The 13,103-nt window shown below is 64.7% G+C and carries 14 protein-coding genes and 1 tRNA gene; 12 read left to right on the top strand and 3 right to left on the bottom strand.

The genetic code is table 11. From position 1 onward, the window contains the following. Positions 1-28: 28 nt before the first annotated feature. The 6 genes from HNP55_RS00630 to HNP55_RS00605 all read left to right on the top strand — a co-directional run bounded on the left by HNP55_RS00630 (position 29) and on the right by HNP55_RS00605 (position 4,674). The gene (locus tag HNP55_RS00630) at positions 29-682 is read left to right on the top strand and encodes a protein-L-isoaspartate O-methyltransferase family protein (protein WP_184294997.1); all 654 of its coding nucleotides are present in this window, start codon (positions 29-31) and stop codon (positions 680-682) included. Between the two features lie 16 nt (positions 683-698). After that, the gene (locus HNP55_RS00625; RefSeq protein ID WP_184294994.1) at positions 699-1,037 is read left to right on the top strand and encodes a rhodanese-like domain-containing protein; all 339 of its coding nucleotides are present in this window, start codon (positions 699-701) and stop codon (positions 1,035-1,037) included. Between the two features lie 88 nt (positions 1,038-1,125). Continuing rightward, positions 1,126-2,484, top strand: coding sequence for a TolC family outer membrane protein (locus HNP55_RS00620; RefSeq protein WP_184294991.1), 1,359 nt, complete (start codon positions 1,126-1,128; stop codon positions 2,482-2,484). A gap of 134 nt (positions 2,485-2,618) precedes the next feature. Next, positions 2,619-3,401: a peroxide stress protein YaaA gene (gene yaaA, locus HNP55_RS00615; protein ID WP_184294989.1), complete on the top strand. Its 783-nt coding sequence runs from the start codon at positions 2,619-2,621 to the stop codon at positions 3,399-3,401. 30 nt (positions 3,402-3,431) lie between these two features. Further along, positions 3,432-4,277, top strand: coding sequence for a 2OG-Fe(II) oxygenase (locus HNP55_RS00610; protein WP_184294986.1), 846 nt, complete (start codon positions 3,432-3,434; stop codon positions 4,275-4,277). Positions 4,278-4,326: 49 nt separating this feature from the next. Beyond that, on the top strand, positions 4,327-4,674 hold the full coding sequence (locus HNP55_RS00605) for a hypothetical protein (RefSeq protein ID WP_184294983.1): 348 nt from the start codon (positions 4,327-4,329) through the stop codon (positions 4,672-4,674). Here HNP55_RS00605 and HNP55_RS00600 read toward each other — a convergent pair. Then, a complete protein-coding gene (locus HNP55_RS00600; RefSeq protein ID WP_184294980.1) occupies positions 4,671-5,138 on the bottom strand; it encodes an Lrp/AsnC ligand binding domain-containing protein in 468 nt (155 codons plus the stop codon). The two genes, HNP55_RS00605 and HNP55_RS00600, sit on opposite strands and share 4 nt — an antisense overlap. 97 nt (positions 5,139-5,235) lie before the next feature. On the opposite strand from HNP55_RS00600, the gene ilvB reads away from it, so the two are divergent. Continuing rightward, entirely contained in the window at positions 5,236-7,020 is a 1,785-nt protein-coding gene (gene ilvB, locus HNP55_RS00595) for a biosynthetic-type acetolactate synthase large subunit (protein WP_184294977.1), read from the top strand. A gap of 40 nt (positions 7,021-7,060) precedes the next feature. On the opposite strand, the gene efp is transcribed toward ilvB, so the two are convergent. Next, on the bottom strand, positions 7,061-7,615 hold the full coding sequence (gene efp / locus HNP55_RS00590) for an elongation factor P (protein ID WP_184294974.1): 555 nt from the start codon (positions 7,613-7,615) through the stop codon (positions 7,061-7,063). A gap of 147 nt (positions 7,616-7,762) precedes the next feature. Further along, complete coding sequence (earP, locus tag HNP55_RS00585; RefSeq protein WP_184294972.1) at positions 7,763-8,890, bottom strand: elongation factor P maturation arginine rhamnosyltransferase EarP; 1,128 nt, start codon at positions 8,888-8,890, stop codon at positions 7,763-7,765. A gap of 174 nt (positions 8,891-9,064) precedes the next feature. Between earP and uvrC the strand changes: the two genes are divergently transcribed. The 5 genes from uvrC to HNP55_RS00560 all read left to right on the top strand — a co-directional run bounded on the left by uvrC (position 9,065) and on the right by HNP55_RS00560 (position 13,016). Beyond that, positions 9,065-10,966 carry an excinuclease ABC subunit UvrC gene (uvrC, locus tag HNP55_RS00580; protein ID WP_184296613.1) on the top strand — a complete coding sequence of 634 codons (1,902 nt, stop codon included), beginning with the start codon at positions 9,065-9,067 and terminating at the stop codon, positions 10,964-10,966. Between the two features lie 239 nt (positions 10,967-11,205). Beyond that, entirely contained in the window at positions 11,206-11,607 is a 402-nt protein-coding gene (locus HNP55_RS00575) for a hypothetical protein (RefSeq protein ID WP_348648635.1), read from the top strand. Positions 11,608-11,705: 98 nt separating this feature from the next. Beyond that, complete coding sequence (gene pgsA, locus HNP55_RS00570) at positions 11,706-12,272, top strand: CDP-diacylglycerol--glycerol-3-phosphate 3-phosphatidyltransferase (protein ID WP_184294969.1); 567 nt, start codon at positions 11,706-11,708, stop codon at positions 12,270-12,272. 372 nt (positions 12,273-12,644) lie between these two features. After that, a complete protein-coding gene (locus tag HNP55_RS00565) occupies positions 12,645-12,917 on the top strand; it encodes an HU family DNA-binding protein (RefSeq protein WP_348648657.1) in 273 nt (90 codons plus the stop codon). A 23-nt stretch (positions 12,918-12,940) separates the two neighbouring features. Continuing rightward, positions 12,941-13,016 (top strand) — tRNA-Val (locus HNP55_RS00560). Positions 13,017-13,103: the final 87 nt, after the last annotated feature.

Genomic DNA, 13,103 nt, shown 5'->3' with positions numbered 1-13,103 from the left:
GCGAACCCCGCAGCACAGAGGAATAGTGATGAATATCGAACAAGCCCGCTTCAATATGATCGAACAGCAGATCCGCCCCTGGGACGTGCTGGATGCGGGTGTGCTGGCGCTGCTGGCCGTGGTCAAGCGCGAGGACTTTGTGCCCGCTGCTTACAAAGGCCTGGCCTTCACCGACACCGAAGTGCCCCTGGCCGGTGGCCAGCAGATGCTGGCGCCGCGGGTGGAAGCCCGCCTGCTGCAGGAGCTGAAGATCGCCCGCCACGAGAAGGTGCTGGAGGTTGGCGCGGGCAGCGGTTTCATGGCCGCCTTGCTGGGCCATCGCGCGCAAAAGGTCTTCAGCCTGGAAGTCCAGCCCGAGCTGGTGGCTTTGGCTAACGACAATCTCAAGCGGGCCGGGGTGCGCAATGTGAACGTGCTGGCGCAGGACGGCAGCCAGGGCCTGGCGGGCGAAGCGCCTTTCGACGCCATCCTGCTGTCGGGCTCGGTGGCCGAGGTGCCGGCCAAGCTCTTGAACCAGCTCAAGGTGGGTGGCCGGCTGGCCGCCATCGTGGGCGAGGAGCCGGTCATGCGCGCCCAGCTGATCAGCCGCGTGAGCGAAAAGGAATTCCGTACAAGCCATCTGTTTGACACGGTGGCGCCGCGCCTGCAGGGCTTTGCCGAGTCCAGCGCCTTCAAGTTCTGAGCTGCTTGGCCCAGCGATGCAAATCAGCGCGCTTGAACTGCAGGCCCTGTGCAGCCAATTGACGCAGGGCCAGGCCGGGCCGCTGCTGTTGGATGTGCGCGAGCCCTGGGAGGCGGCACTGGCACGCATCGCTTTGCCGGGCCTGCCCCAACGCCTGATGCCCATGGGCCAGCTGGGACAGGGCTGGGAGGAGCTGGATCCCGCGCAGCCCGTCGTCTGTTATTGCCATCACGGGGTGCGAAGTCTGCAAGTCGTCGCATTTCTGCGGCGGCAAGGCTTCGATTCCGTCTATAACCTCGCCGGTGGTATCGATGCCTGGTCGCAGGATGTGGACCCCTCGGTGCCGCGCTATTGATGGCCGATGGGTTCTGCCACCTCGGGCCCTGCGCCAAGCGTTTGAAGACCTACAACAGTTTCCAAAAATCATGTTCACAAGGATGCCCATGTCAGACCGTCGTGCAAACCCATCGCGCTCACCCCTGACCCGCCTTGGCCTGGCCATGGTGCTGGCTTTTGGCGCTGCTGGCGGCGCCCAGGCCCAGAGCCTGCAGGACTTGTACGACGCGGCACGCGGCTTTGATGCCAGCTATCTGTCGGCGCGCTCCCTGGCGGACTCGGCCCAGTACAAGGCCGCCCAGGCGGACGCTCTGGCCCGCCCCAGCGTGGGCCTGAGCACCGGCGTGAGCGCTCAGCGCACCGAACCTGCCTCGGGCAACAACATCAATTCCGCCACCGTGCAGGCCGGCGTGAACGGCAGGTACGCGCTCTACAACCGCGGCAACTCCCTGAGCATCGAGCAAGCCCAGCGCGCCCTCAGCGTGGCCCAGGCCGATCTGGAACTGGCCGAGCAAGACCTGATCGTGCGCGTGGCGCAAGCCTATTTCGATGTGCTGGGCGCGCAGGACACGCTGACGACCACCCGCGCCGCCAAGGCCGCGATCGCCGAGCAGCTGGCCTCGGCCAAGCGCAATTTCGAGGTCGGCACCGCCACCATCACCGACAGCCGTGAAGCGCAGGCCAAGTTCGACCTGGCCACCGCCGTCGAACTGGGGGCCGAGAACGATTTGCGCGTCAAGGGCGTGACCCTGGACCAATTGGTGGGCCGTGTGGGTGTGGCCCCCAAACCCCTGGCTCAACCGGTAGCCTTGCCGGCCGTGATGCCGGTCAATGTGGACCCCTGGGTCAACCAGGCCGACGATATGCATCCGCTGATCCGCAAGGCCAGGCTGGGCCTGGAAGTGGCTCAGCTGGAGACCGCCAAATCGCGTGCGGCCGACGGCATCACGGTCGATATGACCGGCGGCCTGAATGTGCAGAACCAGCACAACAGCCTGTCGGGCCCGGCCAATCTGGCGGCGGGCGCGGGCACGGCCAAGGTGGCCAATCTGGGCCTGTCCATCAACTACCCGCTGTATTCGGGCGGCGCGATCCAGAACCGCTTGAAGGAAACCCTGGCGCTGGAAGAAAAGTCCCGCAACGATCTGGACTACGCCCGCCGCGCCGTGGCCGAGGGCACCAAGCGCGCCTTCTTCGGCGTGCAGTCCCTGCGCGCCCAGGTCAATGCCTACGAGGCGGCCGAGTCTTCCTCCAAGCTGGCCCTGGACGCCACGCAGCTGGGTTACAAGGTCGGTGTGCGGGTCAATCTGGACGTTTTGAATGCCCAGACCCAGCTCTACACCACCCAGCGCGATCTGGCCAAGGCGCGTTACGACGTGCTGGTGAATAGCCTCAAGTTGCGCCAGGCCTCGGGCCAGCTCAAGCCCGAGAACATCAGCGCGGTGAACACCTTGCTGGCCAAGTAAGCGCCGTTGCTGGTTTAGCCAGCGCTTTTCAGAAACCCGCTGCGGCGGGTTTTTTCATGCGGGTCTTGATGGCCTGCGCACGCGCAGCGGGCCGGCCCGGGCCCGCCCTCAAGCCACCGGGTGAAAATGACGCCATGCTTTATCTGATCTCCCCTGCCAAGGCCCTGGATTACGAAACGCCCACACCGCCTCCGGTGCAAGCCCTGGCGAGCCAGCCTCAATTCATCCCGCAGTCCAGCGAGCTGATTCAGATCCTGAGGCAAAAGACGCCCGAGGATGTGGCGGCCTTGATGCATCTGTCTGAAGACCTCTCCCGGCTCAATGTGGCCCGCTATCAAAGCTGGGTGCCTAGCTTCGACCATGCCAATAGCAAGCCGGCGGCCTTTGCCTTCGATGGCGATGTGTACGGCGGGCTGTCGGCCAAGACCTTGAGCCTGGAGCAACTGGCTTGGGCCCAGCAGCATCTGGCGATTCTGTCGGGCCTGTACGGCGTGCTGCGGCCGCTGGATCTGGTCCAGCCCTATCGCCTGGAAATGGGCACCCGCCTGGCCAATGCCGGCGGCAGCAATCTCTACCATTTCTGGGGCGATCGCCTGGCCCAGCACCTCAATGCCCAGGCCGCCGCCGCCCAGGTGCCGGTGATCGTCAACCTGGCCTCGCAAGAGTATTTCAAGGCGGTGGACAGGCGCAGCCTGAAGCCGCGGGTGATCGAATGCCAGTTCGAGGACTGGAAGAACGGCCAGTACAAAATCATCAGCTTTTTTGCCAAGCGCGCGCGCGGGCTGATGGCACGTTACGCCATCACCCAGCGCATAGACACACCGGCCGGCCTGCAGGGTTTTGATCTCGAGGGCTATGCCTTCGAGCCCGAGCTCTCTACGCAGGAGCGCCTGCTGTTCCGCCGCCGCCTGGCCTGAACACTCACGAGCAAGTAGAAGGAAACCCCCATGGCCGTGCAAATGATCACCGCCGAAGTGCGCAGCTGGATCGCGGCGCAATTGCAGGAGGGCTACACGCCCGAGCAACTCAAGGCCGCCATGCGGGCCAGCGGCTGGGCGGCCGATGTGGCCGAGCAGGCCTTGTTGGAAGTGACAAGCGGCCAGGTGCTGGCGCCGGTGGTCGCTATCGCCCCAAGCGGCAGCGTGCCCGAGCCCGATCTGTCCGGCGGCCAGACCCGGATCGAGATCGACGGCCACGGCATCGAGGTCTTGCTGAGCATGGCCCAGCCGCGGGTGCTGGTGTTTGGTGGCCTGCTCAGCGAGGCGGAGTGCGATGAGCTGGTGGCGCAGGCGCGCAGCCGCCTGAGCCGCTCCGAAACGGTGGCCGATTCTGCCGCCGGCAGCGAGGTCAACACGGCGCGCACCAGCGACGGCATGTTCTTCGCGCGCGGCGAGAGCGAGATCGTGCGCCGGGTCGAAACACGCATCGCCAAGCTGCTGAACTGGCCGGTGATTTATGGTGAGGGCCTGCAAGTCCTGCACTACCGCCCTGGTGCCGAGTACCAGCCGCATTACGACTACTTCGACCCCGAGCATTCCGCCACGCCGGCGATTCTGGAGCGCGGCGGCCAACGGGTCGGCACCCTGGTGATGTATCTCAATACGCCGCAGGCGGGCGGCGCGACCACCTTCCCGGACGTCCATCTGGCGGTCTCGGCGCTCAAGGGCAATGCCGTCTTTTTTAGCTACGACAGCCCCCATCCCCGCACCCAGACCTTGCACGGCGGCGCGCCGGTGCGCGAGGGCGAAAAATGGGTGGCGACCAAGTGGTTGCGGCAGGGCGAGTTCAACTGAGGGTCGGCCTAGAATCGCTGTCCATCGAAATTCTTAGTTATCGCTCGCCATGAAAAAAATCCTCGCCTTGACCTTGTCCAGCCTGGCCTGCAGCCTGGCTTTGGCTCAGCAACTGCCGCCGCCGCAAGCGACGCAGCAGCAGGCTCAGCCCCTGCCGCCGGCCGTGGCCGGCCGCGCGATCGACCCGGCGACGGCCCAGGCTCCCGTGGAAAAAAAGCAGGCCACGGTCAAGAACAAGTCCAAGGCCAAACCCAAGAAGGCCACGGCCAGCAAGAAGACCGCCGGTAAAAAGGCCACGGCGAAGAAGTCCGGCAAGACCGGCAAGACGACCAAGGCCAGCGGCAAGGCCAAGTCCGGCAAGAGCGCCAAAGCCGCCAAGGCTGGCAAGCCTCACTAATTGGGCAGGCGCAGCGGCAGCTGGCTTTGCTTGAGCTGGCGCAGCACAAAGCTGGACTTGCTGTGCCGTATGCCGGGGATTTTGTAGAGCCGCTCGCGCAGCAGGCGCTCGTAGTCGCGGGTGTCGGCCACGGCGATGCGCACGTAGTAGTCGTAGTCGCCCGAGACCAGAAAGGCCTCCAGCACCTCGGGGATCTGCTCCAGCGCGCGGCCGAACTCGAACAAGGCCTGGTCCGAATGATTGTCCAGCGTGACCTGCACGATCACCGTGTCGGCCAGGCCGACCTTGGCGGCATTGACCCTCACCGAGTAACCCTCGATCACCCCGTCTTCCTCCATGCGCTTGATGCGCGTCCAGCAGGGTGAGCTGGTCAGGCCCACCTGGGTGCTGAGTTCCTGCAGGCTGATGCGGGCGTCCAGCTGCAAGGCCTTGAGTATGGCTAGATCGAATTTGTCCAGTTTCACTGCGAATCCCAAGAGTGGCAGAAGGATTTTCTGAATTCTAGTTTGGCACTGGAAAATTCGGTAACCTTTGCCGCCTCATGCCGGGCACAGTGGAGGCATGAGTACGCCTTTCCAAGAATCAACTTCCGACATCGCCCCTGGGCCGCTTGAACACCGTGGCAATGGCGCCCAGCGCTTGATCGCCGCCTTGCTCAAGCTGGGTGTGGATACCGTGTTCGGCTACCCCGGCGGGGCCGTTCTGCCGCTGTACGACGCTCTGCATGCCGAGCCGCGCCTGCGCCATGTGCTGGTGCGGCACGAGCAGGCTGCGGTCCATGCGGCCGAGGGTTATGCCCGCAGCACCGGACGGGTGGGCGTGGTCTTTGTGACCTCGGGCCCGGGCATGAGCAATACCGTGACCGGCCTGCTGGATGCTTTCTGCGACTCCATTCCGCTGCTGTGCATCAGCGGCCAGGTGGCTACCGCCGCCATCGGCACGGACGCGTTTCAGGAGTGCGACGCCCTGGGCCTGTCGCGGCCGGTGACGCGCTGGAATGCGCAGATCCGCTCGGTGGCCAGCATCGAGGCCCTGGTGAGCGAGGCCTTCCAACGCGCCTGCTCGGGGCGGCCGGGCCCGGTCTTGCTGGACTTTCCCAAGGATTTGCAGCAGGCGCTGCCGGGCGGGCCTGCTGAGAAGCTGCCACCGCCTTTGCCCTTGCCGCCAGCACCCGAGCCCGGTCTGATCACCGCGGCTTTGGATTTGCTGCAGGCTGCGCGCCGCCCGGTGTTCTACGGCGGCGGTGGCCTGATCAATTCGGGCGAGGCCGCTTGCGCCGCCTTTGCCCGCCTGGCCCGGGCCTTGCACGCGCCCTGCACGCTGACGCTGATGGGCTTGGGCGCCTTCCCGGCCTCGGATCCTTTGTTCCTCGGCATGCTGGGCATGCATGGCACGCTGGAGGCGAACCTGGCCATGCATCATGCCGATCTGATCGTCTGCGTGGGCGCGCGTTTCGATGACCGCGTCACCGGCCGGCTGGAGCGCTTCAGTCCCGGCGCGCGGGTGATCCATCTGGATGTGGCGGCCGGTCAGATCCACAAGGTCAGGCGGGCCGAGGTGGGCCTGGTGGGCGATTGCCTGGCCTCGCTGCAGGCCCTGGAGGCGGGGCTGCGCTTGCGGGGGCGCGGTGGCCAGGATTTGTGCGCCTGGTGGGCGCAGATCGACCGATGGCGGGCTGAGGACTCGCTGGCGGTGGATGAGCGCGCCAGCGAGGGTCAGGTCTTGCCCCAGCGCCTGATGCGGCGGCTGCAGGCTGCGCTGGGCCCGCGCGATGCCATCGTCAGCACCGATGTCGGCCAGCACCAGATGTGGGCGGCCCAGCATCTGCGCTTCGAGCGGCCGCGGCGCTGGCTGACCTCGGGTGGCGCGGGAACCATGGGTTATGGCCTGCCGGCGGCCATCGGCGCCCAGGTCGCGCACCCACAGGCCTTGGTGGTTTGCGTCAGCGGCGATGCCTCGGTGCTGATGAATATCCAGGAGCTGTCGACCGCCGTGCAGCACCGCCTGCCCGTCAAGTTGCTGCTCAGCAATAACGGCCGCATGGGCATGGTCAGGCAGTGGCAGGAGCTGATCCACGGCGGGCGCTACAGCCACAGCTATACCGAGGCCTTGCCGGATTTTGTGGCCCTGGCGCGGGCCTTTGGCTGGCAGGCGAGACGGGTGGAGCGGCTGGAGGAGCTGGACGCTGCCATCGCCGAATGCCTGGATTCGGACGGCCCCTTCTTCCTCGATGTGCAGGTCGCGGCCGAGGAGAACTGCTTCCCCATGATGCCGGCCGGGGTCGGCCATGACGAGGTCTTGCTGGCCAAGGACAAGCCCTATCTGCAGGAGGGGCTGCGGGCGTAAAAAAAGCACCCGAGGGTGCTTTTCGATGCGCGGGCGTCGATCAGACGCGCTTGCGGTACTCGTGGGTACGGGTGTCGATTTCGATCTTGTCGCCCTGGGCCACGAAGATGGGCACGGGGATCTCGAAGCCGGTGGAGATCTTGGCAGGCTTCAGCACCTTGCCCGAGGTGTCGCCCTTGACGGCGGGTTCGGTCCAGGTCACTTCGCGCACCACCGAGGTGGGCATTTCAACCGAGATGGCCTTGCCGTCGTAGAACACCACTTCCACGGGCATGGCGTCTTCCAGGTAGGAGACGGCGTCGCCCATGTTTTCGGCTTCGACTTCGAACTGGTTGTATTCGGTGTCCATGAACACATACATCGGGTCGGCGAAGTAGGTGTAGGTGCAGTCCTTCTTCTCCAGGATGATCTGGTCCATCTTGTCGTCGGCCTTGAACACGACTTCGGTGCCGGAGTTGTTCAGCAGGCTCTTGAGCTTCATGCGCACGGTGGCGGCGTTGCGGCCACCACGGCTGTATTCAGTCTTCAGCACGACCATGGGGTCCTTGCCGTGCATGATCACGTTGCCGGCGCGGATTTCTTGAGCGATCTTCATGAATGAGTGTTCCGATATTGGGAGGGACAGGTATTTCGGGGTGGGGCGCCCATCTGCGCTGGCCCCCACGGCTTCCATAGGCTTGTGCAGCCCATGCCAATGAGAATGCGCGCCAAAAATCCCCGTGGCGCGGCAAAGCCCGAGATTTTAACTTGATTTGTGCGAATGCTTTAGCAAATGCGCGTTCAGTTGGCTGAGCAAGTCGGGCTGCGAGGCTAAATTCTCACGCCATTGGCGGGCATGGGCGAGGGCGGCGCTGCCGGCCGCCGTGTCGGGCAGGGCCAATCGCTTGGCGCCTGCGTCTTCACGCGCCAAGGCATTCCAGTACCGCCAGACGGCCCGCCACTGCGAGGCAAGGCCTGCCGGTGCTTGTGTCAGCCATAAGTCCATAAAAGCCTCCAGCTTGGGGGCGTGGGCGCCGTCGTCTTGCGAGTAAATCTGCCAGACGAAAGGCTTGCCCGCCCATTGCGCCCGCACAAAAGAGTCCTCTCCGCGCACGAAGTTGAGATCGCAGGCCCACAGCAGGCGATCGAAATCGTCCTGGCCGAGATAGGGCAGGGCATGCAGGCGCAGCGTGGCCGGCAAGCTCAGACGCTGAATATCGGCCTGCACCTGGCCGGCGCATACCAGCAGCAGGGTGGGGCGATCGGCCAGGGCCGCCAGCAGCTGGGGCAGGGGCGCATTGGGGTAGGCAAACAGGCTGACGATGCGCTCGCCACTCGCCGCCTGGTTCGCCACCCCTTGAGCGGCCAGCCAGGCTTGGGGCTCAAAAGCCGTTTGCGCCTGCAGCAGACCGGGCTCGCGCAAAAGGCCGCCGGTGCGCGGGGTGAAGCCGGGGTAGAAAAAAGTCTTGTTCAAACCCCGGGCCGGCCCGCTGAACTGGGGCGAGTTGAGGCCGTGGCTGCGCTCCACATAGGGTTCGGCGCTGAGGTATTCCAGATTGATCCACTGTGGCGCATGGCCTTGGGCGGCTTGCTCGGCCATGTGGTGGAGAAAGGCCTCGGGCAGCTCGCAGCCAAAGGTCTCCACCACCACATCGCTGGGGCTTTGCGGCCCCAGCGGCCCCAGCGACGCCCGGCAGGCTTGCTCCCAGGCCTTGATCTCAATCCCGGGCGGGATGCCCTGGGGCGCCATCCAGGCCAGGGCTGAAGCGTCGTCCAGCCAGAGCCGCACCTGTTCGCCCCGTGCCGCCAGGTCGCGCGCCAAGCGCCAACTCACCCCGATATCGCCGAAGTTGTCGATCACTCGGCAGAACAAATCCCATTGCTTTCCCATGGGGCGATTATCGAGGGCGGCACAATCCGGCCTATGCAAGAGTCAGAGAACCCATCGATCCCCGATCCGGCCGAGCCCGCCGATGAGGCTGCCGCCCTGGGCGCTCGCAAGCAAGCCGAGTGGGCGGCGGAACGGCAAATCATCGAGACGGCCGAGGCCGCCCGCGTGCTGGAGATGGAGGCCGCCGCCAGCGCCGGCCGCGAAAAAATCCTGGCCCAGGTGGCCGCCTTGCCGGCCTTGCCCGGGGTGTATCGTTACTTCGACGCACAGGATCAGGTGCTCTATGTGGGCAAGGCCAAGCATCTGAAGAAGCGCGTCTCCAGCTACTTTCAGCGCGACCATGGCGGCACCCGCATCGGCATGATGGTGGCGCGCATCGCCCGCCTGGACACGACGGTGGTGCGCACCGAGGCCGAGGCCTTGCTGCTGGAAAACAATCTGATCAAGGCCTTGAACCCCAAGTTCAATATCTTGTTCAGGGACGACAAGAGCTACCCCTATCTCAAGCTCAGCGGTCACGCCTTTCCGCGCATCAGCTATTACCGCGGCGCGGTGGACAGGCGGCACCGTTATTTCGGGCCTTTCCCCAGCGCCTGGGCGGTGAAGGAGTCCATCCAGCTGATCCAGAAGGTGTTCAAGCTGCGCACCTGCGAAGACACGGTGTTCAACAACCGCAGCCGGCCTTGCCTGCTGTACCAGATCCGCCGCTGCTCCGGCCCCTGTGTGCCCGAGGGCCAGGGCGCGGACTATGCCCGCAATGTCAGCCATGCCGAGCGTTTTTTGCTGGGCGAGACCCAGCAGGTGATGGACGGCCTGCAGGCGCAGATGATGGCTTTCTCCGACGCCCTGCAGTTCGAGCTGGCGGCCGAGGTGCGCAATCAGATCCAGGCCTTGGCGCGGGTGCTGCAGCAGCAGTCGGTGGACGAGAACAGCGCCACCGGGCGTGACCGTGATGTGGATATCCTGGCCGCCAAGGTGCAGGGCGGGCGGGCCTGCGTCAACCTGGCCATGGTGCGGGGCGGCCGCCATCTGGGCGACCGCGCCTACTTTCCCAAACATGTGGAAGAGGCCACGGCCACCCGCCTGGCCGAGGACGATCAGCCGGACGAGTACTCGCCCGAGCGCCAGGTGCTGGAGGCCTTCATGGCCCAGCACTATCTGGACGCCCAGGTGCCCTCGCTGATCGTGCTGAGCGAGGCGGTGGATGAGGCTTTGGCCACCGCCTTGAGCGAGCAGGCCGGCTACAAGGTCACGACCCAGGCTCAGCCGCGCGGCCAGCGTCGCATCTGGCAGGAGATGTGCGTCAAGGGGGCTGAGCTGGCGCTGGCGCGGCTGCTGTCCGAGGAAGGCTCGCAGCAGGCCCGCAGCCGCGCCCTGCTCGACGCCTTGGACCTGACGGTGGAAGACATCAACAGCTTTCGCATCGAGTGTTTCGACATCAGCCACACGGCGGGCGAGGCCACCCTGGCCTCTTGCGTGGTGTTCGAGGCGCATCAGATGCAGAGCAGCGAGTACCGGCGCTACAACATCGAGGGCATCACCGGCGGCGACGACTACGCCGCCATGCGTCAGGTCTTGACCCGGCGCTACAGCAAGCTGGCCGAGGCTGCGCAGCTGGGCACGGGGCGCTTGCCCGATCTGGTGCTGGTGGACGGTGGCCGGGGTCAGGTCTCGATGGCGCGTGAGGTGTTTGAAGAACTGGGCCTGGATTTGAGCCTGATCGTGGGCGTGGAAAAGGGCGAGGGCCGCAAGGTCGGGCTGGAGGAGCTGGTGTTTGCCGATGGCCGCCCCAAGATAGGCCTGGGCCGCGACTCCGCCGCCTTGATGCTGGTGGCGCAGATCCGCGACGAGGCGCATCGCTTCGCCATCACCGGCATGCGGGCCAAGCGGGCGGCCGTGCGCACGGGCGGTTCGCGTCTGGAGGATGTGGACGGTATCGGGCCCAAGAAACGGGCCTTGCTGCTGCAGCGTTTTGGCGGCGTGCGCGGCGTGGCCCAGGCCAGCGTGGAGGAGATCGCCAGCGTGAAGGGCATTTCACGCGAGCTTGCCGAAGAAATCTACCGCGTGCTGCACTGAGGTGCAGAACACGCGAGCTTGCCGAAGAGATCTACCGCGTGCTGCACCAACAAAAAAGGATGAAAAAGACCATGGCTTCTTGTATTGAATCTTGGCAGCGCAGGCTGCCTGGGCCGGGTCGGCTGAGCCTGGCTCTGGGCTTGGCGGGCCTGCTGTCGGGGTGTTCGCTGTCGCCCGGCGTTGCCCCGGCCCCGGTAGCTGGTGCCGCGGCTACGCCAACAAACCCCTCCAGCCCTGACGTGGCCGCGCGTGGCAAGGCCCCGGCCGCACCTGGCACTCAGCCCAAGTCTTTGCTGCTGCTGGAGCCGCCCAAACCCGTCCGCAACGGCGAGGAGTTACGCCGGCAGGCCGCGCAGCGCCTGGTGGCCGCCAATCCCGATCAAATCTATCTGGGCCAGGTGCCCGATATTTTGCTGGCCATCCCCGTGCTGGAGGTGGAGTTGCGACGCGATGGCACGGTCAAGAACGTCCATGTGCTGCGCCGCCCCGGCCAGGCCCCGGAGACCTTGCAGATGGCCATCGACGCGGTGCACCGGGCGGCACCGTTTGGCGATGTCTCGCGCATGCCTCAGCCCTGGAAGTTCACCGAGACCTTTTTGTTCAACGACGACCGCCGCTTCAAGCCCAGAACGCTTGACTGAGATGGGCGGCGCGAGTCTCTCCGTCCCTGCAACAATAAAGCCACAAACGGCGGCGACCCGGTCAGGGCCGCGTCCTTTTGTTGTGCACAATGCGCCACATGTTCTTCACGCTGCCAACACTCTTCACCTGGGCGCGCATCGTCGCCATCCCTTTGATCATTGGGGTGTACTACCTTGATCTGCCCACCGACAGCAAAAACCTGTTTGCGACCGCCTTGTTCGTGCTGGTGGCTTTGACGGACTGGTTAGATGGCTATCTGGCCCGCAAGCTCAATCAGACCTCGGCATTTGGTGCTTTTCTCGACCCGGTGGCCGACAAGATTCTGGTCTGCGCGGCGCTGCTGATCCTGCTGGAGTTGGGGCGCGTGGACGCCTTGGTAGCCCTGGTCATCATCGGCCGGGAGATCACCATCTCGGCCCTGCGTGAGTGGATGGCGCAGATCGGCGCTTCGCGCAGCGTGGCCGTGCATATGGTCGGCAAGCTGAAGACCACGGTGCAGATGGTGGCCATTCCCTTTCTGCTGTTTGATGGCCCGCTATTCGGTTTCATCTCGACCCGCGTCTGGGGCACATGGTTGATCTATTTGGCCGTGGTGCTGACCATCTGGTCCATGGTCTATTACCTGCAGAAGGCTTTGCCCGAGATCCGCGCCAAGGCGCGTTGAGTGACCCAAGGTTTGCGGTATTGAAGCCTTGGCGCGTGCTCAATCGCCAGGCTTGGCAATGCGGCCGGGCCTGTTGGCGAGTGCGATAGGCGTACTGCTCGTGCTCTGCCTTGCCTGAGCTCGTTAGGCCCAAAAATGCATGCGCGCAAGGCCTGAAAAACGTCGCTGCCGGCGCTTTGTGTATCAGGACTTTTCCCTGCAAGGCAGGCCTCTCCAATCCGCATAGAATCCGCTTCCCCGAGCCATCTACGGGCGTCTTGCAGGCTTGTCCTACGGCAAGTTCTGGGCCTCGGTCGGCTTCCAATTCAGCACGCTTCTTGCCATCCGCCCCGATGTGGACGGCATGCTCAGCCATCTTTGAGAGGTAACTTCGTGAATAAGTCTGAACTGATCGATCACATTGCCACGCAAGCAGATATCTCCAAGGCGGCGGCGGCACGTGCCCTGGAAGCGTTGATCGGCGGGGTCAAGACCACGCTCAAAAAGAATGGCACGGTGTCCCTGGTGGGCTTTGGGACCTTCAGCGTCAGCAAGCGTGCCGCGCGTGCGGGCCGCAATCCGCGCACCGGCGACGCCATCAAAATCAAGTCCGCCAAGGTGCCAAAATTCCGTCCTGGCAAGGCATTGAAGGATGCGGTCAACTAAATCCCGTATAGTTACGGGTTTCCGGGTGCTTAGCTCAGTTGGTAGAGCGTCGCCTTTACACGGCGCAGGTCGGCGGTTCGAGCCCGTCAGCACCCACCAAATATTTCCATGGAAGTACGGTACCAAGTTCGATTGAGTTCGATTGGTGCATGGCATCAACCACAATGCCAGCTCATTCAAAGGCGG

The sequence above is a fragment of the Roseateles oligotrophus genome, assembly GCF_014204525.1.
GTDB lineage: Bacteria > Pseudomonadota > Gammaproteobacteria > Burkholderiales > Burkholderiaceae_C > Paucibacter_A > Paucibacter_A oligotrophus_A.
The sequence above is the reverse complement of the archived record's forward strand: the minus strand, read 5'-3'. Positions and strand labels throughout refer to the sequence as shown.

Bases quoted from the DNA above. Each gene is read 5' to 3' on its own strand.
- HNP55_RS00625 (WP_184294994.1), top strand. From the start codon at position 699: ATGCAAATCAGCGCGCTTGAACTGCAGGCCCTGTGCAGCCAATTGACG.
- yaaA (WP_184294989.1), top strand. From the start codon at position 2,619: ATGCTTTATCTGATCTCCCCTGCCAAGGCCCTGGATTACGAAACGCCC.
- HNP55_RS00610 (WP_184294986.1), top strand. From the start codon at position 3,432: ATGGCCGTGCAAATGATCACCGCCGAAGTGCGCAGCTGGATCGCGGCG.
- HNP55_RS00620 (WP_184294991.1), top strand. From the start codon at position 1,126: ATGTCAGACCGTCGTGCAAACCCATCGCGCTCACCCCTGACCCGCCTT.
- HNP55_RS00630 (WP_184294997.1), top strand. From the start codon at position 29: ATGAATATCGAACAAGCCCGCTTCAATATGATCGAACAGCAGATCCGC.
- HNP55_RS00605 (WP_184294983.1), top strand. From the start codon at position 4,327: ATGAAAAAAATCCTCGCCTTGACCTTGTCCAGCCTGGCCTGCAGCCTG.
- efp (WP_184294974.1), bottom strand. From the start codon at position 7,615: ATGAAGATCGCTCAAGAAATCCGCGCCGGCAACGTGATCATGCACGGC.
- pgsA (WP_184294969.1), top strand. From the start codon at position 11,706: ATGTTCTTCACGCTGCCAACACTCTTCACCTGGGCGCGCATCGTCGCC.
- ilvB (WP_184294977.1), top strand. From the start codon at position 5,236: ATGAGTACGCCTTTCCAAGAATCAACTTCCGACATCGCCCCTGGGCCG.
- uvrC (WP_184296613.1), top strand. From the start codon at position 9,065: ATGGAGGCCGCCGCCAGCGCCGGCCGCGAAAAAATCCTGGCCCAGGTG.
- earP (WP_184294972.1), bottom strand. From the start codon at position 8,890: ATGGGAAAGCAATGGGATTTGTTCTGCCGAGTGATCGACAACTTCGGC.